A 20,263-nucleotide genomic window follows, 5' to 3' on the forward strand; every position below is an offset into this window, starting at 1 on the left:
CGATAGAACGAAAAGCAAAGCCTTGGTCTATGAAAAAATACGTATTTCTACTTCCGTTACTGCTGTGGCTGGGTTGTCAGAACGATATTTTCGTTGCCCCAGATTCTGTTCCCGGTGATCTGGCCTATGCCGACAATGGGGCTATTAAGAAGCGACTTTACTGCAATTCTGCCAGGTGCGATAAGCCCGCGAACGAGGAACAGTATGAATACAACGCCGCTGGTCAGCTAACGCGCATCAATTACCTGGGCCTGACCACCGCCAACAAATTGGAGTTATATGGCTACACAGAATATGATTATGATCAGGAAGGTCAGTTAGTCAGTAAGATCCGTTATGGAAAATATGCGGGAGCTGGCTTTGTCCCCTACGATGAGAGTGACTATCACTACGAAGCAGGCGTTTTAAAGTCCGAAGACCGCTATTTTAATCAGAAGAATCCCGATGTTAGGGTGTTAACTGGTTTAACGGAGTATATATTCAAGAATGGTAATAAGGTCGAAGAGAAGGTATACGATGCGAAGAAGAAGTTAATTAACCGCATAACGTTCAGTTATCAGAAAAACGTATTGACAACCGAAACCTGGTATGATGCGGACAATAAGTCGATCCGCCTTTTTGAGCACATGTTCAAAGGCCATGCCCGTCAAGTAAACGAGTACATTCCTAGCTCCCAGGAGCGTGTTGCCATGATTGAAAAAAATTATGATGCGCAAGGACGGCTTGTGAGTGAAGAAACAAAAGTGGTCAATCCGTTGCTTTGTGCAATGCGACCAGGATTGATCCGCTACGAATATTAGTTGGTGATTATTACCGCGCAAAACAAGCCCATCGACATCGATGGGCTTGTTTTGTTTTAAGAAAGTAGGTTCTTTTATTTATCTCTAAAAAAGAAAATATAGTATTTAGCAAAGGCAAAAATTAGTAAAGTACACCTGGATTACTCGACATTCTTAGTACATTGCGCGGGTAAGGTTTGTTATTTTTCAGCTAAACTCATCAAAAAATATGACCCAGGCCCATAACACTAACCAACTATTGGACATTACACTACGCGAAATAAGTACCGATCCGCATCATCTCTTGCCAATGGCAAATAGTTTTATTGATCAGTGGGTGAGGGCGTTGGGGGCTGGCCATGAGCTGGAAGATAATGTGGCCAGCGAGCTGGAACAACTTAAACACGCCCTGGCTGAGGGCAAGCCGCTCCCCATTGGGGAGTCCCTGCATTCCCTTGCGAAGTTGGCAAAAAAAGGTTCTGGTGAAACGGATAATGAGGCATTAAGCCAAAAACTGCAAGGCCTGGCAGATGCGTTGGAAGGCGTGGCAGTAATGGCAGGAAGAAAAAAGAGTTAGGCTAGCTGTTGTGCTGCATCGTGACAACCTGATCGCGAGTCTGGCGAAGGCTGGTGAGTTGCTGGCTGATGGTATCACGCAGATAGGCCGGTAAGTTCTCTTTTTCCAGTACTTCTTCGTATTCTTCGACGGCGGCATTCTCACCGAATATGCAGGAGCCCAGAATCGCAGTGCGGTCTTTGCCCGTAAAAGTCGATTTAATGTCGATCCAGGTGCGGTGCAACTTACTGGACGTGCTGGTTTGTGTTAGATCGGGCACGAAGCCACCCATTCGAACAACGAAGTCGGCTAGTTCGCTCCGAAACGTTCGGCTCTGGGAAGTTAGATTAAGAAAGATAGTTGCCAAATGTGGATCTTCAATATCAGCGGCGGCCTTCTCATAGCCATTAATGCGGTCGTTGTTAATTAAAACAAGACCATTGAGAATATCAACAATGTCTTCGTTTTGCATAAGAATAGGAGGGGATAAACTAAAATCGGACGGACAAATTTGAGCTGCCCGTCCGATTTTGGTACTATTGCTAAAATACTACTGCCGCAAACTGGTCACCCGATTGAGTGATTCTTTCAGTTGGGCCAGTTGATGCTGTAAGTCTTCCTTGATATAAGCTGGAATAGGATCTTTCTCGATAGCTTCTTCGTAGGCTTCGACAGCTGCGTTTTCGCCAAACTCGACTGAGCTTAGTACGGTATCGCGGTCTTTGCCACTAAGCGCGGATTTAATATCGATCCAGGCGCGGTGTAATTTGCTGGATACATCCGTAGTCGTAGCATCTGATACGCCTGTGCCATCAATGCGGACGATGTGGTCCGCCAGCTGGCTGCGAAACTCCTGGCTTTGGATAACCATATGCCGGAAAATATCATCCAACTGTGGATCTTCATTGTCCTCGATCGCTTTCTCAAATCCTTGAATCCGATCATTGTTGATGCGGACTAGATCGTTGAGTGAATCAACGAGATCATCATTCTTAATCATGGTATGTGCTGAGTTTGATCTATAATAATGACAAAACCCGGGCACACGGCAATTGTTTGTTAATTTTTTGGGAAGGTTTCGTATTGGCTGCGCAAAGGCATTTTACTGACTTTCAGGAAATCGCTGGTTTATTCTTCTTCCTTGCGTCGTTCGTCAACCAATACGCGTACCAAATCAATGCGAGCTTCGTTCATCGACTCGATAATAAACGTAAAAGGGGATAGCTCAATAACATCGTCAACATCCGGCAAATTGCCATTAATGGAAAGCAGCAGGCCACCCAACGTATCGTAATCGCCCTCCGGAATTTGCCAGTTATATTTCTCGTTAAGGTATTCTATTTCGTTGCGGGCGCTCAGCAGCCAGGTATTGGCATCCAGTTGTTTTTCGTCCCAATCCTCATTGGTATCGTATTCGTCCTGAATCTCGCCGAAAATCTGTTCTACCAAGTCTTCAACCGTAACCAGCCCGGCAGTACCGCCAAACTCATCCACAACCAGGGCAATGTTTCGGCGCTCTTTCTGAAATTTCTCGAGTAAGTCGCGAGCGGGCATACTTTCGGGCACGACGCGAATGGGTGTAACCAAACTTTCAATACTCGTTGGCTTTTTGAATAGGGAAATGGCGTGGCAATAGCCAATGATGTCGTCGATTGTTTCGCGGTAAACCAGAATTTTGGAGTGGCCGCTATCCTGAAAGGCCTGCTTTAATTCTTCGACGCTATCATTAATCTCCACGGCTGCAATTTCGGTGCGGGGAATAAGGCAATCGCGAACCGTAGCCGAACGAAATTCAATGGCATTGTTCAGAATCTCGGTATCAATACCGATTTCCTGGTTGTTGTCATCCGTTTTTTGATTGATCTGATCGATGTAGTGGTTTAAATCAGTCAACCCGAACACCGGACGAATTTCCGAATAGTGGCTTCCCAGAATTGTTTTGTTGAATACTTTAGTGATGCCTACCATCAGCCGCACAATCGGCGCGATCGCCTGATAAATAATCCAGATTGGAACCGCCAAACGTTCCAAAAAGGCATCGGGATGGATTAATGCCAGACTTTTGGGCAGGTAGTCAGCCAAGGGTAAAAAAAGAAGCGTCAGGATAAGCGTTTCAACAGCAATCAGAAAAATCGGATTGCTAATTGACGGCGGAAAATAAGCATCCAGCAAGGGATTGAGCGCCGTAACGCCCAGAACACCGTAAAGCACCAGAAACAAGGTGTTACCGGTTAGCGTTGTCCCGACAAATAAAATAGGCTGTTTCAGGAATTTAGAAACCAGCTTTTCGCTCAGTGGTCCCTGTTTGCTATGCAGCTCAAAATACAGTCGGTTAACCGACACAAAGGCCATCTCAACTGCTGAGAAAAAACCAGCCAGGACCAGGGCAACAAACGCGCCAAGAAGAACACTATACGATTCCATGGATTCTATGACTCATTTTCGCCGCTTTTTGTTCGGGCGCTTTCCCTTTCCCGGAACGGGCTTATCGCGAAGCGGAACGGCGGGCTGGTCGCCTGCCTTATGCTTGCGTTGATACCGAAAATATTGAAAACCCAGCAGAAAAGCCAGACACAGCATAAGAAGCCAGTAATTTTCCGTAAAATTTCCCGTTGTCCGGGTTTCCAGAAACCAGATCAGAAAGCTACCGATGGAAGCGGAAATCAAAAGGGTTTCTTTTAAACTTTTCATGCAATAATGATTCGTAATTAGCATAAAAGCGGGCAAAGTCATTTGCCCGCTTTGTCAATAAGTGGTAAACGGTAAGAGACTAGGCCATGCCTTTGTTACGCATCTTGGCAAAGTCCTGATAGCGGCGAACAGTCGACAGCACGAAACCGATAACCAGCACAAACGTTCCAATCCAAAGCACATTGATGAGGGGCTTTTCCATCGCTTTCATCACGATATAGTCGCGCTGGGTGGTATTGGTAGAGAATGTGAATTTACCCGTACGCGGATCAATTTCGTTCAACTGAATGCGTAGGCCTAATTCTTCGCTCGTGTCATGCTTACGACCAACCATTCGATCTTTGATGATAAAAATGGGCGACATGATGTATTCACGCTCTTTATCCAGAATCCGAATCATGGCTTTCACGGCGGCGTCATTCTGGCCGAGTGTCATACCTTCAACTTCTTTCGTACTAACAACATTGTCCAGAATTGCGACGTAATCATTGATAAAGAAAGTATCTTTTAGCGCCACTGAGTGAACTTCAGGTTTACTCCAGGTCGTCTCGCTGCTTGGGTCTGGTGCGGTCGAAATGTACGTGTACAAATCCCGATCCACATTCCGGCGGATATCCGGTGAAAAGGCCGCTCCCATTTTCTTGTTAACCTGAACCCGAGGATAAAGGGTGAAGATTTTGCCGTTTGGCTCCCGGTAATCAACTTCAAAGTAAGTGTTTTCAGGATACAAAGCGAGGGTATCCCCCTTCTTGTAATACACTTTCCCTTCCTGTTCAATATCCCGCAAAGCCACCCCGTGATAGTCTCCTTCAATGACCTCAACCCAGCTCTGGGGCAGGTAACCTGGCACATCACGCGCTTCGATTCGTTTGCCCCGGTAAGTGAGCAAATACCCACTCATGGGTTGCGGCTGATTCAGCCAGAGAATGACGTTTTCCTTATTTTCCCGGTTATCGTTTCGGGTAAAGTCTTCGCTGCTGGAAATTAAAATTCCCGTGCTGTTTAGCGAAACAACTTTTGAATACCCCGACGAATATAAAATACCAATCAACATCAACGCCACCCCGATATGCGCCACAGAACCTCCCGAAAGGCGGTAGTTTCCACGGAAAACGCCCCACAAAATGCTGCTATTAGCCACAATCGCGAAGACCGAAGCAGTTAGCAAAATCATGTAAGTGGGTTTGGTAATACCACCCGCCAAGATCAACGCCGCACTGAAAACCAGCGTCGCCAAAAGCGGCGTTGTCAGTGAATTGATGTCTTTCTGACCCGTTACTTTTTTCCACCAGAGATACTGGCCAACGCCGGTAAAGAGTGCAATGATGGAAAAGAACCAAATCTGAAACTTGTTATAGTGCGCCACCTGATCAACCGGAAGGGCCAAGTTGGAGACAACGCCAAACAACTCCGCTACTTTGTTATAAACCGGAATAGATGTTGTTGCCAATACCTGAAAACTAGCCAGGCAGAGAATAATTGCTCCTAGAAATAACCAAAACTCCCGTGAATAAGCCGAAGCTTCCTGTTCATCTTTGGGAAGAATTTTCCATTTCCAGACCATCAGCGCAATGGAAAGCGCCAGAAAAACCAGCAAATAAACCAGCAGTTGCCCCGATAGGCCTAGATCCGTAAACGAGTGAACCGAAGCATTGCCCAGAATCCCACTGCGGGTTAGGAAAGTCGAATACAGGATAAGTAAAAACGTGGCTACACTCAGAATAATCGCTCCTTTCAGACCCGTTGAGCTTTTTTTCGCAATCAGCATCATGTGGATGGCCGCCACGAGGGTTAACCAGGGCACAAAGACCGAGTTTTCTACGGGGTCCCAGTTCCAATAACCACCAAAATTAAGCGTTTCATAAGCCCAGTAACCGCCCATCAGAATACCGACGCCCAGCACTACTGCTGAAAACGACGCCCACGGCAGCGCTGGCCGCATCCAGGCGATTGGTTCGTTCCGCCAAAGCCCGGCGATGGCGTATGCAAAAGGAATGAGGGTCGTTGCGTAGCCGAGGAAAAGGGTCGGCGGGTGAATAACCATCCAGTAGTTCTGAAGCAGTGGATTCAAACCGTTGCCATCTTCTGGAATAAAATTCGGTTGGGTAGCAAAAATAGGTGCGTCAGCCATTGCTTCACGCAACAGCAGAAACGGCGAGCTACCCAGCTTGAACGTATCAAAAAAGACAACCCCTAGAATCATGGATGCCAGAAATGCCTGTACCAGACCAAAAATCGTCATCAAGGTTGCTTCCCACTTCCGGTTGGTATTGATGAGGATTATAGCCAGTACCGCGTCCCAGAAAAGCCACAGTAGAAAGCTACCTTCCTGACCTTCCCAGAAGCTGGAAATCATGTAGTAGGTTGGTAGCGCCCGGGAAGAGTGACTCCATGCGTAATGGTATTCGTAGTAATGGCTATAAATGATGGTAAAAAGCGTAACAACAACACCTAAGACAGCCGCCGCGTGAACATAAAATGTGCCGCGAGCAAGTCGCCGCCATTGGGTTATTTCAGGATCATCGAGTTGGTGGCGATCAGCTTGGCTAAGCGACACTTTCAGATAGGCTACCGTCGCAACAAGTGCGGTAATAAAGGATAAAATGACAAAGAAATGACCTAAGTTTCCAACGGTGGTATGTATCATGATTTATTCATTCACAGGTATCAGCAGGCAGCTGAACAAACCAACCGCCCGCCGCTTACTTATAATTGGGCCGTTTTGGCGGCTTCATAGGTTTTTTCTTCCAGCTTGCCATCCTGGTATTTCGATGGGCACTTGAGCAGAATCTTATCCGCCTGGAAGTGATCACCCTGCATAGAGCCGATGACAACGATCTGCTCCGAACGGTCGAAATCCTGCGGTTTAGGTGCCCGGTAAACCACTTTTTCAATGCGGTTGTCGTTGTCAACCAGCGTAAACTCGAAGTGGTTAGGATCAACCTGTGGTTGGTAATTCATGCCGACAATCTGTCCCTGCGGATCTTTCTTGAGCTTACCAACAACGTGGACAGCGTCCGATTCACCGTTTTTGGCCAGTGATTCAGCCTGTACAAAGTTTACATAAGAGCTGGCATCACCAGCCGTCGAAATGATAATCGTGATAGCGGCTGCAATGACAAGCAGACCGATTATGTGAAGCTTTTTCATTTATTTTTTGAGGTCTTTTTCCAACTTACTGATTTTACTATCGAGGCGAATTAAATAGGCAACGATTCCGAAAAAGGCAACAGCGATAACAGCCACTACTACCCAGATTTTGCCATCGGCTCGCAGGCGGTCAGCCATCTCTATAGGGGCGGCAGCTTCCTGGGCCAATACGCTAAACGACGTTAGTAGTAGTGAAAAAAAGAAAAGAAATGTGCGAAACATAGGTAAAATTAGCCACTTCGGCGGCTCGGTATCAGTGTAACAAGAAAAAGCGGGCAATCATTCCGCCGTGGTGCGCGCATTTGCCCGCTGATTAAAATGATCTTCCGTAATCTCTTGCAGGCGGCGTAGACGTACACGCAACTGCGTCATCCAGACACCCAGCAAGGTCATACCAATAACCGCCGGGTAAAAAACCCGGCGTACCTGGTTATCCATGTCATATTGTCCAAAGGCAGGGTTTCCGCCGTTACCGGGATGAAGCGAATCAGTCATGCGCGGTAGCACAAAAATGAGCGGAATGAATACGGCAAACGCAAAGATGTTATAGACGGCCGAGATCCGGGCACGGCGCTGTTCATCGTCAAATGAAGCGCGCAGAATCAGGTACGCAAAATACATCAGCATCCCAATGGCTGCTCCGTTTAATTTCGGGTCATTTGGCCAGGGATCACCCCAGGTAACAGACGCCCAAAGCGAGCCCGTTGCGCAACCCAGAATACCGAACAAAATAGCGGTATTGGCAAACTCAACGGCAATTAAATCATCGCCAAACCGGCCATGACGCAGGTAGCGAATTGAATAAATCATCGAGGTTAGCATAAGGGTCGTCATGGCAAACCAGAACGACACGTGGAAATAAACATTCCGAATGCTCTCGTTCAGGATGGGTTGACGCGGCACAGGGCCCATTAAGCCAGCCAGGATAACGTACGTCATGATGACGACGGTAAGGGCTTTCCACCAATTTTTCTTCATAAATAAATAACGAACCGCTGGCCCGTATATAATTTAAGGATAGTACACTAACTCCGCCATAAAAACGGAAACAACATCCACGAAACCGCCAGCACAATGGCGTCAATAGCCAGAAGCGTAACAATTTCGTCAAGACTAACGCTGCGATCCAGACCATCAATGGCGTTCTTGGAGACCCGGATGAGCATCAACAGCAACGGCAACACAACAGGAAAGCTGAGAACGGCCATCAACGTGGCGCTGTTCTCGGCTTTCGACGCAATACCGGCTACCAGCGTCAGCGAAGCTGCAAAGCCGATGGCCCCTAAAAACAGATTAACGATAAAAAGCAGCAGATCCTGCACTTTGCTGCCCATCACAAACGCATAAAAACCAAATCCTAGACCTGCCAATACCAGCATTAAAATGGTATTGTAAAGGATTTTAGAGATGATAATGAGTTGTGGGCTGGCCAGCGTGTAGTAATACAACAGCCGCCCGGCACGCTCCTGAACAAAGCTTTTGGCAATCGCGTTAATCGCCGTAAACAGCAAAATAATCCAGAACAGGGCGTTCCAGACCATGGGGGTTAGCTGATTGCGGCGCATGCTGAAAGACAGATAGCAAACAAAGACCGTACTGACGATATACAACAGCATTCCGTTCAACGCGTAACGCTGCCGCCACTCGAGCCGAAACTCTTTCTCCATCAATACACCAATCTGTCGCAACATAGATTTGCCCGTTGCTTGTTGCCGAGACAACAGGAGTTCGGGTTGTTTAATAAGCTACAAAATTACGACACAAACGCCAGTTCCCCCCGAAAGTTTCTGTGATTTTTGTTAACAAAAGTGATGATTGAGTAGTTGACCGATGGATGTTTTTACCATAAAATATTGCAAAACCGAACCGTTTGCCGTAAACTTGCGTTAGTTTGTACTGAGTCTAAATAAGGTACAGCAAGAAAAATCGCTCCGGCGAATCATCGAGCCCACCCATGAGTAAGCGTAGTGTAGCTGATTTAAAGATTGGAGAAAAAGCCATTATTAAAGCGTTCAGTGACAAATGGCTGTCGTTGAAATTGCTTGAAATGGGTTGTTTGCCCGGTACAGAAGTTTGTTTGCACTGCAAGGCTCCGCTAGGCGACCCAATTTGCATAAATGTTGCAGGATATTGCCTGTCAATGCGGAAATCGGAAGCAGCGGTCATCATTGTGGAGTAAGGGCGTTGAGAAGTCTCTGGTGAAGCGTGTCTGTTGTACCTGCCAAGTAGCCACCTGACCGTTGAAATCGAAACCTGTTATAGCCCTTATCGGAAATCCCAATTCCGGAAAATCTTCGTTGTTTAATCAATTGACCGGCTTGCGCCAGAAAACGGGAAATTTTCCGGGCGTTACGGTCGAGAAAAAATCAGGCCCCAGCTCACTGGGCGATTCCATCGAAGCCCTGATTGTTGATCTCCCAGGTGTTTACAGCATTTATCCCAAGTCATTAGACGAGCAAATCGTCACGGATATTCTGGCAAATCCGGCTCACCCAGACTACCCGGATGTTGCCATCGTGGTTGTCGATGCGTCCAACCTGCGTCGTAATTTGCTGCTTTTTACGCAGATTGCCGATTTAGGTGTACCTGTCATCCTGGCGCTGAACATGCTTGATGTGGCGCAGCAACAACAACAGGAAGTTAATGCAGTGCGCTTGTCGATGAAGCTCGGTGTGCCGGTTGTACGGATCAACGCCCGTGTTGGCGAAGGGCTAGGGCTGCTGAAAAAAGCAGTTTTGCAGCAACTGGAAAAACCAACCGTTACTGGCCAGCTATTTTTTGACCCCGCCACAGACCAACAAGCTTTAGTAGGTGATGTAAAAAGCCAATACCAGCTTCAGAATAATTACCTGGCTTTGCAATACGTTATTCAGCACGATGGATTTTCTTTTCTGGATACGCCCAAGCGCGTTGCGCTGGATCGGCTGATTGACAAGCACCAGTTCGTGGAGCAGGAATACCAGGCTCACGAAACCATTGAGCGTTACAAGTACATTGGCGACGTGGTGAAGGAAGCCGTTGTAGATCGCCGTCCGCTTGATCAGCCAACCTGGAGTCAGAAACTAGATCTTTTGCTGCTGCATCCGGTTTGGGGTTATCTGATTTTCGGGGCAATCCTCTTTCTTATTTTCCAGGCCATTTTTGCGTGGTCATCGCTGCCGATGGACGCGATTGACGCCGGAATTGCCAATTTAAATACCTGGCTCAAAGACAACTTGCCATCGGGCAGCTTAACTGACCTGCTCACTGATGGTGTCATTGCAGGAATTGGCGGGGTTGTTATTTTTATTCCCCAGATTGCCTTCCTGTTTTTGCTGGTTGCGTTGCTGGAAGAATCGGGTTATATGTCGCGGGTAATGGTACTCATGGACCGCCTCATGCGGCACTTTGGTTTGAACGGACGTAGTGTCGTGCCGCTGATTTCGGGCGTAGCCTGCGCGGTGCCTGCTATCATGACAACGCGTGCCATTAGCTCCTGGCGGGAGCGTTTGATTACCATCATGGTAACGCCGCTCATGAGTTGCTCCGCCCGGTTGCCTATTTACACCATTCTGATTGCGCTGGTTGTGCCCGAACAAAGGGTGCTGGGTATTTTTAATCTGCAAGGTATTGTGTTGATGGCTTTATACCTGTTGGGTTTGATCGCAGCGTTGCTAGCGGCCTACGTTTTCAAAAAACTCGTCAACGCTAAGGAACGGAGCCTGTTTATTATGGAGTTGCCAACCTACAAGCTGCCGCGTTGGAACCACGTTGGACTAACGATCTGGGAAAGCGTACGGGCGTTTGTCTGGGAGGCGGGTCGAATTATTGTTACTATCTCAATTATTCTTTGGGTGATGGCTTCCTATGGTCCGGGCAACAGTCTGGATCAGGCGGAAGCACGAGTGCGCCAAAACAGCTCGACCGCTTCAGCAGATGTTGTAGAAAATCAGGTGGCATCGGCGCGGCTGGAGGCGTCGTATGCAGGTCGCTTTGGGCAGTTGATTGAGCCAGTTATTAAACCGCTGGGTTACGACTGGAAAATTGGAATTGCGCTGATTGCTTCGTTTGCCGCGCGGGAAGTGTTCGTTGGAACAATCGCTACGATCTATAGCATTGGAAGCGATAGCGCAGACGATGAATCAACCATAAAGGGGAGACTGAAAACAGAAATAAACCCTGAAACAGGGCAGCCAATGTATACGCCGGCACTTGCCTATTCATTGCTGATTTTTTACGTTTTCGCGATGATGTGCATGAGCACCATAGCAATTGTTTACCGCGAAACGAAAAGCTGGAAATGGCCGGCAATTCAGTTATTCTACATGTCGGCACTAGCCTATGTATCAGCCTTTATCGTTTATCAGCTAATGAAATAGCAGAAAAAGGAAATGCTTACCAAAGCAGACCTTTAGAGATCATAGGGTAGATAAAATGGAACAGGATGTAAGCGAAAATCATGACGGTCAGAACACCCATGAACGAGATTTGATCGATATCAAAACGAAAACGACGCTGACTCCGGCTGCCTCTCCAATCTTTGTGAATAGCGTTTCTCATAGTAAAATGGTGTGGTGTAGATTGTCTCTCAAAAGTCCACAAAAAAGGTTAAAAATATAAGCGTAGTAGTACGCGATAAATTTTTTGGGTAATTCTACGGAGTTGGCCAGTTAACCGGCTCCTAACTACTTTTACCCAAAAATTATTCCAAGCTATTTTAAGACTACAACTTCACGACGGAGAAGTGGTAATAGGCTATAGATGAAATTGTTACAATAGATAAGATTTTCGTTAGACAGCTTTAATGTCTACTTTGACTGAGCTGCAATGTGGAAATTGGGGAAATACTTCCCCAATAGGCTGTCCATTTTCTCCACACCAATAATGACTCATTTTTTGGAAAAAGCGTTGTAAGACAAGCCATGAATTTATAGGCAAGTTATGATAGGCTATTCCCAGCGAAGGCCATCGACAAGGTCCAGAGCAGTAAGCCCAACCTGCCCGCGCCGACTTGCCGCCCGATCACCCGCGTGGCCGTGCTCATAGACGCCTAAGACGGCTGCTTCTACAGGATCATAACCTTGAGCGAGGAGAGCAGTTAAAACGCCAGTCAGCACATCGCCAGTACCGCCGGTGCTCATGCCAGGATTCCCGGTTGAGTTGAAGTGAACGCTGCCATCAGGCAATGCCACGGCCGTATGAGCTCCTTTCAGAATGACAATCACGTGGTGGCGCTGCGTAAATTCCCGCAAAATACCTAGTTTGTCATAGTCGCTGGTCCAGCGGCGTGTGAGGCGCTCAAATTCTTTGGGATGGGGAGTTAGGATGCTGTTTTTAGGCAGTTTGGGGATAAGGTCACGATTTTCGGCCAGCAGGTTGAGGGCGTCGGCGTCTATAACCATTGGCTTTTTAACCTTGTCCAGTAGATTCTTCAGCATAGACAGCGTTTCGGGGGCTTTACCAATACCTGGACCTATGCCAACGGCATCGTATTTTTCTGGCTCAGTGCCTTTTACTTTTGAATAGCCCGTCAACAGTTCAGCATGGTCGTCGGGGCGGCACATGGCTTCGGGAACTGTTGTCTGTAGAATAGAATAACCGCAGCCAGGACTATGGACCGTCAACAAGCCTACCCCTGACCTCAGGCAAGCGCGCGAGGCAAGAACAGCCGCCCCAATTTTTCCGTAGCTTCCCGCGAAAATGAGTGCGTGACCAAAAGTGCCTTTGTTGGAAAAGCGGTCACGATGGCGGAGCAGATGACGAATTTCTTTGGTCGTTGTGTAATAATACACTGTATTAGCCCGGTCCATGAACTGCCGACTTAAGCCAATATCCACCACATGCCACTCGCCAACAAACCGGCTGTTGGTTGGAAGCATAAAGCCTAGTTTCGGCAACTGAAACGTAACGGTATAATCCGGTTCCACAATGGTGGTGCCTGCGCCATTAGGAGCATTAGCGTTTAACCCACTGGCTATATCAACGGAAATTACGGTGGCCGGACTAAAGTTAAGCGCCTCAATGACAGTGCGGATAATGCCTTCGGTAGGGCGGGACAAACCAGAACCTAAAATCGCGTCAATAACTACATCATTGTGGCGGATAACGGGAATATCATTATCATTTTCCAGGTAGTTAACCGTTGCAATCAACTTGAGACGTTTGTGATTGATCATGCAATCTTCCGACTCGCGGGGAGCATACCGGACAATGTAGGTATGAACCGTATAGTCCAGTTGCAGCAGTAGCCGGGCAATGGCCAGACCGTCGCCACCGTTATTTCCCAGACCACAGAAAATTCGAACCTGGCGGCCTTTATCGAAGCGAGCCGTATACCAGTCAACGAAGGCTTGCGCCGCCCGTTCCATGAGATTGATAGGAGCAATGGGTTCGTGTTGAATCGTATATTGATCGAGCGCACGGATTTGGTCAACGTCCAGGATTTTCATTGGCGAAGAGTAGAAATAGTCAGAATTTGGCAACTAGAAGGTGTTTCCAATAGAATACCTAAACGCAAAAAGGGCCAGGAAACTATTAGTGTAAGGGAGGCTAAATACTTAAAAACCGTTTAAGAATCCAACTATTAGCAAGTTCTGCAATTTATTTTGGCCGTTTTTTTATAGTACGGAGACAAATTACTATATTTGCGGCTCATTTGGCAAAAATCACCTCGACATTATACTCTAGTCATGAGCGAGCTCATTAAACTGGTCGAAGCCGATAATGCTCAGCGCCGGAACAATTTTCCGGAGTTTCAAGCAGGCGACACGATCAACGTACACGTAAAAATCCGCGAAGGAAATAAAGAACGTATTCAGGTATACCAGGGAACCGTTATCCAACGTCGTAACCCAAATACCAACGGCGAAACTTTCACCGTGCGTAAGGTATCAAACGGTATCGGCGTAGAGCGTATCTTCCCGGTATTGTCTCCAAACATCGAGAAAGTAGAAGTAATCCGCTTAGGTAAAGTGCGTCGGGCACGCTTGTTCTATCTGCGTGGTCGTCAAGGCAAAGCCGCTCGTATCAAAGAGCGTAAGCCAAAAGCAACTGCACAGGCATAAGTCCGCGGTCGGATCTTTACGAAAAATCTTGAAAAGCTGTCCGCAAGGATGGCTTTTTTTATAGCTTTCAGGCGCATGACACCATTTTATAAATACCAGGGCACGGGAAACGATTTTGTCATGATTGATGACCGGGAAGGCCAGTTTCCTGTTTCGCAGAGCCACATTGCCCAACTTTGCCACCGCCGCTTTGGCATTGGTGCCGACGGGTTGATTTTGCTCCGGAATCACGCGGAATACGATTTTCAGATGGTTTATTTCAACGCTGACGGAGCCGAAGGAAGCATGTGCGGTAACGGTGGCCGCTGCATTGTCCAATTTGCGCATGATCTGGGCATATTCGAAAGTCAAGCCCGGTTTCTGGCCGTAGACGGCGAGCACGAAGCCACAGCTTCTCCGACTGAAGTCGCGTTGAAAATGAGTGATGTGAGTGGGATGGAGCAACACCCCGACTATGCATTTCTGAATACAGGTTCTCCGCACGTAGTTAAGTTGGTGGAGGATATCGAGTCGTTGGATGTAGTGGGTGCCGGACGACCGATTCGCTACGACGCCGATCTATTTCCGGAAGGAACAAACGTCAATTTTATTCAGCCCATTGGTGAAAATGCTTTGTTCGTGCGGACCTACGAGCGAGGCGTGGAAGATGAAACCTATTCCTGCGGTACTGGTGTGACAGCCGCCGCTCTGGTGGCGCATCGCCAGCTAGGCATGCGTAGTCCTATAAGTATCAAAACCCTGGGCGGCGATCTTCGGGTTTCATTCGAATCAGTAGGAGACAAGCAGTTCAACAACATTCATTTGATTGGCCCTGCCAAACGAGTTTTTGAAGGAAGCATAACAGTTTAAGCAAAAATCAGTTTCTAGGAAGGATGCTATAAGTATCCTGAAACTGAACACATTTTGCTTGGGTTAGTATGATTTTGTACAAAAAAGACGATTGGTGGAAAGCCATCTGGTTTTTCCACACAGGCGGTGCAGCTCGTTCTTTATGGAAACGATTAATCGCTGTTGCCGCTTATGTGACTACTATAACAATAGTTGAACTACGATTTGTTGATTTAAGTCTGGCCAACACCACAACAGAGTATTTTTCAGCTCTGGGAATTTTACTAGGACTTTTACTAGTATTTCGTACTAATACCGCTTATGACCGCTTCTACGAAGGCCGTAGCTCCTGGGGGCTTTTAGTAAATACCAGCCGAAATATGGCGGCCATGCTAGGGGGTATTTTACCCCAGGAAGACCGGGCTAACCGCAAATTTTTTGCTAAGGCTATGTCCAATTTTGCTTTTGGACTTGCCAATCATCTTCGCAACATGGCTAACGTTACGGAACTAGAAGATCTGGAAGACGGCAAGGAGTACATGCTTCACCACAGCGAGCACTTACCCGGCGCCATTGTGCTGCAAATGCGAATACGGCTTGAGGAGCTATACCGCGCTGGCGTCATATCCGATGCGCAGTCAATCAACCTGAATGATGCAGTGATGGATTTCCTGAACGTGGCAGGCGTTTGCGAGCGCATCAAAAGCACGCCAATTCCTTTTTCTTACAGCTTCATGATTAAGTTTCTGATCACCGTTTATGTGATCATACTGCCTTTTTCTATTCTGGAAGCCTATGGCTATCTAACCATCGTAGCGGTTTTGGTAACGTCTTACGTGCTGGTGGGTCTGGAAATAATTGGTGAAGAAATTGAAGAACCATTTGGTTTAGAGCGTAATAACCTGCCCTTAAATCAACTGTCTCAACTGATTCGAATAAATGTGCACGATCTGTTGCAGCTTCATCTACCCGTAGCCGAAAAAGAAGCAGCCCATACTGACTACGTGGTCGTTAACTGATTATACGTCTGTTTCCAGAATGCCGCCGTGCAGGTGGTAGATAGTCTTTTCCTGAAACTCAGGCTGGCGGCATAGGTCTTTGGCCGCGACGCGGCTGCGGATCCCATTGGTGCAAATGACAACTACATTATGGTAGTCTACCAATTCATTTTTACGCTGGCGAATATCCGCCAACGGGATATTCAGACCACCTATGTTAAACTCATCAAACTCCCATTCATCGCGTACATCCACCAATACCGTTGCGGGTTTTTCAATGAGCTGGTTCAATTCCTGAGTTGAAATATCCGTGTACGTTTTCATCATCATACTTCAAAAACATACTTTCTGAAGGGAGGTTCCTGTTGCTGCAAAAAAAGGCTGTCTGTCAGTTTGTCAGAATAGCGTTTTTTGGAACGAGATTTGAAAATGCGGCAATCATCACTAGTATTCAGTTAGTCTATCATTGAAATATGGAAGCAATCCAACACGAGAAAGGGCAGATTTCGATTCATACCGAGAACATCTTCCCAATTATCAAAAAATTTCTCTACTCTGACCACGAGATTTTCCTGCGCGAGCTGGTTTCCAATGCTGTAGATGCAACCCAGAAGCTAAAGAAACTGGCTTCTTTTGGGGAGTTTAATGGCGAACTGGGCGAATTGAAAGTGACCGTCAAGCTCGATAAAGAAGCCAAGACCATTACCGTTAGCGATCAGGGTATTGGTATGACGGCGGAAGAGATTAAAAAATACATCAACCAGATTGCTTTTTCCGGCGCTTCGGAATTTCTGGAAAAATACAAAGACAAGGTTGATGACAAAGGAGCTATCATTGGCCACTTCGGATTAGGTTTCTACTCGGCGTTCATGGTAGCCGAACAAGTTGAGATCATTACGAAGTCATTCCGGGAGGGCAGCGAACCCGCGCGTTGGGTGTGCGATGGCTCAACGGAGTTTGAAATCACCTCCGCTGAACGGGCTGAGCATGGAACAGATGTCATTCTGCACATTGCACCTGACTCAGAAGAGTTTCTGGACACGTCCAGGCTGCAAAGCATTCTCGAAAAATACGGAAAATTCCTGCCGGTTAGCATTGAATTTGACGGAAAAACAATCAATAACACAGCGCCCATCTGGACCAAATCACCGTCGGAGCTGCAGGACGAAGATTACAAGAATTTCTACAAAGAGCTGTATCCATTCTCAGAAGAGCCTCTTTTCTGGATTCATCTCAACGTCGATTATCCGTTCAATCTGACAGGAGTTTTGTATTTCCCAAAAATCAAAAATGACTTTCAGATTCGGCGGGAGAAAATTCAACTCTACAGTCGTCAGGTTTTTATTACGGATGAAGTTAAAGACATCGTTCCTGACTTCTTGATGCTCTTGCACGGGGTTATTGACTCGCCGGATATTCCACTGAACGTTTCGCGGAGCTTCCTGCAATCAGATAGTAACGTTAAGAAAATCAACGGTTACATCACCCGGAAAGTAGCTGACAAACTGGCCGAAATGTTTCGGAATGACCGGGCCAGCTTCGAGCAGAAATTCGACGACATAGGCCTGTTTATCAAATATGGTATAATTTCGGACGAGAAGTTTTATGAAAAAGCCAAAGATTTCAGTCTGGTAAAAACAGTAGACAATAAATTCTACACGTTCAACGAATTCCGCGAAGCCGTGCAGGCTAACCAGACTGACAAAAACGGAACGGTTACGTGGTTATACACAACGGATCGTCAGAAACAGGACGGTTTCATCGAATCTGCCCGGAAGCGGGGTTACGAAGTGTTGTTGATGGACAACGTTCTTGATCCGCATTTTATCAACACACTGGAATCAAAACTGGAAAAGATCAGCCTGAAACGCGTTGACTCGGATACGCTGGATAAGTTGATTGACTCGGGGGTATCCAACGAAAGTGTATTGTCGGAAGACGATCAAAATAAATTAAAAACCTTGTTTGAAGCGGTAGCCAATGACAAAGCTGTGACTGTTTCGGTCGAGGCAATGCCAACCGATGAGTTACCAGTAACGATTACCTTACCTGAGTTCTTCCGCCGGATGAAAGACATGTCGGCGCTGGGTGGGGGAAATCAAATGATGTTTGGCGCGTTGCCTGACAGCTACAACCTGGCCGTTAATGCCAACCACCCGCTGGTAGATCGTATTCTGAAAGCAGATGAAGACGCCCAGAAGACACTGGCTAAGCAACTACTGGATCTGGCAAAATTGACCCAGGGAATGCTCTCTGGCGCTGACCTGACGGCTTTTGTTCGCCGTACAGCAGAAGGTTTGTAAGGATTCCTGATACAAGCGAGAAACCCCGACCAACTTGGTCGGGGTTTCTCGTTTTAAGAAGTAGTTGTTGCGCTTGAAGGTTAAGTCTTACAATGCTTTCATATACTTTTTCTCGTGCAGAGCGCGGGCTTGTCCAACCCAGTCTTCGCGCTCAATGCGGCCCGGAAAAAATTCTGTGATCTCGTTGATTTTCTGGATGTCTTCAGCAGTACAGTTCGCCAGTTGACGGAAAGTGTAAATATTTAGTGAGTGCAGCTTCTTCTCAAAGAAAGGACCAATCCCTGAAATGTCTTTTAAATCATCTGCCTCCAAGACAGATGCGCGGCCAATGCGGTCGAAATTTAATTCACTAGAGCGGGCTGCAATGCGTTGTAAGACAGCATGATCATCATCCTGTACAATGGCGGAAAAGGTAGCCATTTTTTGCTTGTATTCGAGACAGGTATTCAAAGCTGTTTCCTGCTCCTCTAATTGCTCTTGTAAATCGGTTGCCTTTCGGCTTAGAAGGAGATGTGCAATTAAATAACCAACCAAGGCAGCGAAAGCCAGTAAAAGCAGGATTTCGGTGATAGCTACACCCTGGCTAAAAGGATCAAAGTTGAACATTCGTTTTTAGTTTTAAAGTATGGTGTGAATAACTTAAGCGTTAGAAAATAAATCTAGTTGAGCAGTAAACAGGTTAATGTCCGAACTGACGACATTCTTGCAGGTCTATAGCTACGCTATGCAGTTTTTGCTCTAGCTGACGAATGTGATTTTTTCGGTTAACGTAACCAATGATAAAACCTAACGTACAAGCAACCAACAACATAATTAAGTGGTGTAGCGTTGCATCGGGCAAATGAAGAGGATTCAGGTTAAACATACGTCTGATGAATTTGGGTGAAATGAAAGGATTATTTTATGACTACGATCGTTGCCCGCCGATTAGCCCGCCGACCTTCCGCTGTGTTATTAGAGGCCACGGGTTGAGCTTCTCCTTTTCCCGCAACCTCAATCTGGCTGGCAGAAATACCAGCTTTGATGAATTGTTCTTTCACGGCGTTGGCCCGCACTCGTGAAAGGGTAAGATTGATGCCTGGAGTGCCTACGTTATCGGTATAGCCGGTGATTCGAAGCTTTTGGTCAGGATGTTCGTTCAAAAATTGCTGTGCTTCGTTCAGGAAGGTCCGGGTGGCTTCAGTAGCGATATACGTAGTCTGACCTGTATTAAAATAAAGATTAACTGGCTCAAAGACAGAGCTGTACTTTTCAGCCTTTGCTAAAGTCTCTTCCTCGCTGGGTTTCTGGCCCTTAATTGTCAATTCGTCTAAAAAGGTGTACCGCATGGTATTGTAAAGACTATCTCCATTCGGTGAAAAGACTAAATCGGTAGCTTGTTTACCCTGGATTAGCAGTTGATTGGTTGCAACACCCCGCCGAATTAGAAAAGCACGTAGCGCTTCTGCACGGGCAATGCCAAGGTTAGGCTCGTTGGAAGAATTCTGTTCGTCAGCACCAAACAAGCCTGTCAGCAGTAATCGCCTGTTTGGATTATTTTTCAAATAAGTGGCTAGCGAATCGAGTACAGTTGAAACCGTATTCATGTCTAAAGAAGAACCTGATTTCGCAAAAGCCAGGTTATCCGGTGAGTTCAGAATGAAGTTGTTTCCATCGTTTAGGCTGGCTGCTGGTTTAATAAAGGTAGGTGCGGAAGAATTGGCAAAGGCCATAGGAGCAGGCGTATCGAAATTTGGACATAGTTGCTTAACGCGGCAAACATGCCAATAGGCAGAACCGCCCATCCATAGTAAAAGCAAAACGATCCAGGGCATTTTATTGGTTAGCATGGAAGGATGTTTAATTTGTTTCCGTTCTGACGCTAAGGAATGCGCGAAGTCTCGCTATTTCCAGAAAACAAATTGGGTTGAGTCCA

General features: G+C 46.8%; 22 protein-coding genes. 8 read left to right on the plus strand and 14 right to left on the minus strand.

Features of this window, described 5'->3' with window-relative positions:
• Window positions 1-29 precede the first annotated feature (29 nt).
• Complete coding sequence (locus L0Y31_RS12030; protein ID WP_234733312.1) at window positions 30-800, plus strand: hypothetical protein; 771 nt, start codon at window positions 30-32, stop codon at window positions 798-800.
• Window positions 801-1,008: 208 nt separating this feature from the next.
• Window positions 1,009-1,356 carry a hypothetical protein gene (locus L0Y31_RS12035; RefSeq protein ID WP_234733313.1) on the plus strand — a complete coding sequence of 116 codons (348 nt, stop codon included), beginning with the start codon at window positions 1,009-1,011 and terminating at the stop codon, window positions 1,354-1,356.
• A gap of 1 nt (window position 1,357) precedes the next feature.
• Here the strand turns inward: L0Y31_RS12035 and L0Y31_RS12040 are convergent, their stop codons facing one another.
• From L0Y31_RS12040 to L0Y31_RS12080, 9 genes are all read right to left on the minus strand, one after another.
• Window positions 1,358-1,807 (minus strand): ferritin-like domain-containing protein, encoded by a 450-nt coding sequence (locus L0Y31_RS12040; protein WP_234733314.1) that lies wholly within the window; start codon window positions 1,805-1,807, stop codon window positions 1,358-1,360.
• A 78-nt stretch (window positions 1,808-1,885) separates the two neighbouring features.
• A complete protein-coding gene (locus L0Y31_RS12045; protein ID WP_234733315.1) occupies window positions 1,886-2,335 on the minus strand; it encodes a ferritin-like domain-containing protein in 450 nt (149 codons plus the stop codon).
• A gap of 128 nt (window positions 2,336-2,463) precedes the next feature.
• Window positions 2,464-3,759 (minus strand): hemolysin family protein, encoded by a 1,296-nt coding sequence (locus L0Y31_RS12050; protein WP_234733316.1) that lies wholly within the window; start codon window positions 3,757-3,759, stop codon window positions 2,464-2,466.
• Window positions 3,760-3,771: 12 nt separating this feature from the next.
• Window positions 3,772-4,026: a hypothetical protein gene (locus L0Y31_RS12055; protein WP_234733318.1), complete on the minus strand. Its 255-nt coding sequence runs from the start codon at window positions 4,024-4,026 to the stop codon at window positions 3,772-3,774.
• A gap of 79 nt (window positions 4,027-4,105) precedes the next feature.
• The gene (locus L0Y31_RS12060) at window positions 4,106-6,673 is read right to left on the minus strand and encodes a heme lyase CcmF/NrfE family subunit (RefSeq protein ID WP_234733319.1); all 2,568 of its coding nucleotides are present in this window, start codon (window positions 6,671-6,673) and stop codon (window positions 4,106-4,108) included.
• A 59-nt stretch (window positions 6,674-6,732) separates the two neighbouring features.
• Window positions 6,733-7,176 (minus strand): cytochrome c maturation protein CcmE domain-containing protein, encoded by a 444-nt coding sequence (locus L0Y31_RS12065; protein WP_234733320.1) that lies wholly within the window; start codon window positions 7,174-7,176, stop codon window positions 6,733-6,735.
• Window positions 7,177-7,398 (minus strand): CcmD family protein, encoded by a 222-nt coding sequence (locus tag L0Y31_RS12070; protein ID WP_234733321.1) that lies wholly within the window; start codon window positions 7,396-7,398, stop codon window positions 7,177-7,179. It abuts the gene before it with no gap.
• 57 nt (window positions 7,399-7,455) lie between these two features.
• Complete coding sequence (ccsA, locus tag L0Y31_RS12075; protein WP_234733322.1) at window positions 7,456-8,154, minus strand: cytochrome c biogenesis protein CcsA; 699 nt, start codon at window positions 8,152-8,154, stop codon at window positions 7,456-7,458.
• Window positions 8,155-8,201: 47 nt separating this feature from the next.
• On the minus strand, window positions 8,202-8,867 hold the full coding sequence (locus tag L0Y31_RS12080; RefSeq protein ID WP_234733324.1) for a heme exporter protein CcmB: 666 nt from the start codon (window positions 8,865-8,867) through the stop codon (window positions 8,202-8,204).
• A gap of 263 nt (window positions 8,868-9,130) precedes the next feature.
• On the opposite strand from L0Y31_RS12080, the gene L0Y31_RS12085 reads away from it, so the two are divergent.
• Together L0Y31_RS12085 and feoB are read left to right on the plus strand one after the other, a co-directional pair.
• Complete coding sequence (locus L0Y31_RS12085; protein ID WP_234733325.1) at window positions 9,131-9,355, plus strand: FeoA family protein; 225 nt, start codon at window positions 9,131-9,133, stop codon at window positions 9,353-9,355.
• 61 nt (window positions 9,356-9,416) lie between these two features.
• Window positions 9,417-11,534: a ferrous iron transport protein B gene (feoB, locus tag L0Y31_RS12090; RefSeq protein WP_234733326.1), complete on the plus strand. Its 2,118-nt coding sequence runs from the start codon at window positions 9,417-9,419 to the stop codon at window positions 11,532-11,534.
• Window positions 11,535-11,550: 16 nt separating this feature from the next.
• Here the strand turns inward: feoB and L0Y31_RS12095 are convergent, their stop codons facing one another.
• Together L0Y31_RS12095 and L0Y31_RS12100 are read right to left on the minus strand one after the other, a co-directional pair.
• Window positions 11,551-11,715, minus strand: a complete 165-nt coding sequence (locus tag L0Y31_RS12095; protein WP_234733327.1) for a hypothetical protein — start codon at window positions 11,713-11,715, stop codon at window positions 11,551-11,553.
• A gap of 389 nt (window positions 11,716-12,104) precedes the next feature.
• Entirely contained in the window at window positions 12,105-13,604 is a 1,500-nt protein-coding gene (locus L0Y31_RS12100; protein WP_234733328.1) for an NAD(P)H-hydrate dehydratase, read from the minus strand.
• 240 nt (window positions 13,605-13,844) lie between these two features.
• Between L0Y31_RS12100 and rplS the strand changes: the two genes are divergently transcribed.
• From rplS to L0Y31_RS12115, 3 genes are all read left to right on the plus strand, one after another.
• On the plus strand, window positions 13,845-14,219 hold the full coding sequence (gene rplS / locus L0Y31_RS12105) for a 50S ribosomal protein L19 (RefSeq protein WP_234733329.1): 375 nt from the start codon (window positions 13,845-13,847) through the stop codon (window positions 14,217-14,219).
• A 75-nt stretch (window positions 14,220-14,294) separates the two neighbouring features.
• Window positions 14,295-15,068, plus strand: a complete 774-nt coding sequence (gene dapF / locus L0Y31_RS12110; RefSeq protein ID WP_234733330.1) for a diaminopimelate epimerase — start codon at window positions 14,295-14,297, stop codon at window positions 15,066-15,068.
• 68 nt (window positions 15,069-15,136) lie between these two features.
• Entirely contained in the window at window positions 15,137-16,066 is a 930-nt protein-coding gene (locus tag L0Y31_RS12115) for a bestrophin family protein (protein ID WP_234733331.1), read from the plus strand.
• On the opposite strand, the gene L0Y31_RS12120 is transcribed toward L0Y31_RS12115, so the two are convergent.
• Window positions 16,067-16,375, minus strand: coding sequence for a rhodanese-like domain-containing protein (locus L0Y31_RS12120; RefSeq protein WP_234733332.1), 309 nt, complete (start codon window positions 16,373-16,375; stop codon window positions 16,067-16,069). It lies immediately after the preceding gene.
• A gap of 143 nt (window positions 16,376-16,518) precedes the next feature.
• Here L0Y31_RS12120 and htpG point away from each other — a divergent pair, with 143 nt between their 5' ends.
• Window positions 16,519-18,348 (plus strand): molecular chaperone HtpG, encoded by a 1,830-nt coding sequence (htpG, locus tag L0Y31_RS12125; protein ID WP_234733333.1) that lies wholly within the window; start codon window positions 16,519-16,521, stop codon window positions 18,346-18,348.
• An 87-nt stretch (window positions 18,349-18,435) separates the two neighbouring features.
• Here the strand turns inward: htpG and L0Y31_RS12130 are convergent, their stop codons facing one another.
• A complete protein-coding gene (locus L0Y31_RS12130) occupies window positions 18,436-18,954 on the minus strand; it encodes a hypothetical protein (RefSeq protein ID WP_234733334.1) in 519 nt (172 codons plus the stop codon).
• A 290-nt stretch (window positions 18,955-19,244) separates the two neighbouring features.
• On the minus strand, window positions 19,245-20,177 hold the full coding sequence (locus tag L0Y31_RS12135) for an OmpA family protein (RefSeq protein ID WP_234733335.1): 933 nt from the start codon (window positions 20,175-20,177) through the stop codon (window positions 19,245-19,247).
• Between the last annotated feature and the right edge of the window lie 86 nt (window positions 20,178-20,263).

Source organism: Tellurirhabdus bombi (assembly GCF_021484805.1).
GTDB lineage: Bacteria > Bacteroidota > Bacteroidia > Cytophagales > Spirosomataceae > Tellurirhabdus > Tellurirhabdus bombi.

Excerpts from the sequence above, each read along its gene's own strand:
- L0Y31_RS12030 (WP_234733312.1), top strand. The coding sequence starts at position 30 with ATGAAAAAATACGTATTTCTACTTCCGTTACTGCTGTGGCTGGGTTGT.
- L0Y31_RS12035 (WP_234733313.1), top strand. The coding sequence starts at position 1,009 with ATGACCCAGGCCCATAACACTAACCAACTATTGGACATTACACTACGC.
- L0Y31_RS12040 (WP_234733314.1), bottom strand. The coding sequence starts at position 1,807 with ATGCAAAACGAAGACATTGTTGATATTCTCAATGGTCTTGTTTTAATT.
- L0Y31_RS12045 (WP_234733315.1), bottom strand. The coding sequence starts at position 2,335 with ATGATTAAGAATGATGATCTCGTTGATTCACTCAACGATCTAGTCCGC.
- L0Y31_RS12050 (WP_234733316.1), bottom strand. The coding sequence starts at position 3,759 with ATGGAATCGTATAGTGTTCTTCTTGGCGCGTTTGTTGCCCTGGTCCTG.
- L0Y31_RS12055 (WP_234733318.1), bottom strand. The coding sequence starts at position 4,026 with ATGAAAAGTTTAAAAGAAACCCTTTTGATTTCCGCTTCCATCGGTAGC.
- L0Y31_RS12060 (WP_234733319.1), bottom strand. The coding sequence starts at position 6,673 with ATGATACATACCACCGTTGGAAACTTAGGTCATTTCTTTGTCATTTTA.
- L0Y31_RS12065 (WP_234733320.1), bottom strand. The coding sequence starts at position 7,176 with ATGAAAAAGCTTCACATAATCGGTCTGCTTGTCATTGCAGCCGCTATC.
- L0Y31_RS12070 (WP_234733321.1), bottom strand. The coding sequence starts at position 7,398 with ATGTTTCGCACATTTCTTTTCTTTTTTTCACTACTACTAACGTCGTTT.
- ccsA (WP_234733322.1), bottom strand. The coding sequence starts at position 8,154 with ATGAAGAAAAATTGGTGGAAAGCCCTTACCGTCGTCATCATGACGTAC.
- L0Y31_RS12080 (WP_234733324.1), bottom strand. The coding sequence starts at position 8,867 with ATGTTGCGACAGATTGGTGTATTGATGGAGAAAGAGTTTCGGCTCGAG.
- L0Y31_RS12085 (WP_234733325.1), top strand. The coding sequence starts at position 9,131 with ATGAGTAAGCGTAGTGTAGCTGATTTAAAGATTGGAGAAAAAGCCATT.
- L0Y31_RS12095 (WP_234733327.1), bottom strand. The coding sequence starts at position 11,715 with ATGAGAAACGCTATTCACAAAGATTGGAGAGGCAGCCGGAGTCAGCGT.
- L0Y31_RS12100 (WP_234733328.1), bottom strand. The coding sequence starts at position 13,604 with ATGAAAATCCTGGACGTTGACCAAATCCGTGCGCTCGATCAATATACG.
- rplS (WP_234733329.1), top strand. The coding sequence starts at position 13,845 with ATGAGCGAGCTCATTAAACTGGTCGAAGCCGATAATGCTCAGCGCCGG.
- dapF (WP_234733330.1), top strand. The coding sequence starts at position 14,295 with ATGACACCATTTTATAAATACCAGGGCACGGGAAACGATTTTGTCATG.
- L0Y31_RS12115 (WP_234733331.1), top strand. The coding sequence starts at position 15,137 with ATGATTTTGTACAAAAAAGACGATTGGTGGAAAGCCATCTGGTTTTTC.
- L0Y31_RS12120 (WP_234733332.1), bottom strand. The coding sequence starts at position 16,375 with ATGATGATGAAAACGTACACGGATATTTCAACTCAGGAATTGAACCAG.
- htpG (WP_234733333.1), top strand. The coding sequence starts at position 16,519 with ATGGAAGCAATCCAACACGAGAAAGGGCAGATTTCGATTCATACCGAG.
- L0Y31_RS12130 (WP_234733334.1), bottom strand. The coding sequence starts at position 18,954 with ATGTTCAACTTTGATCCTTTTAGCCAGGGTGTAGCTATCACCGAAATC.
- L0Y31_RS12135 (WP_234733335.1), bottom strand. The coding sequence starts at position 20,177 with ATGCTAACCAATAAAATGCCCTGGATCGTTTTGCTTTTACTATGGATG.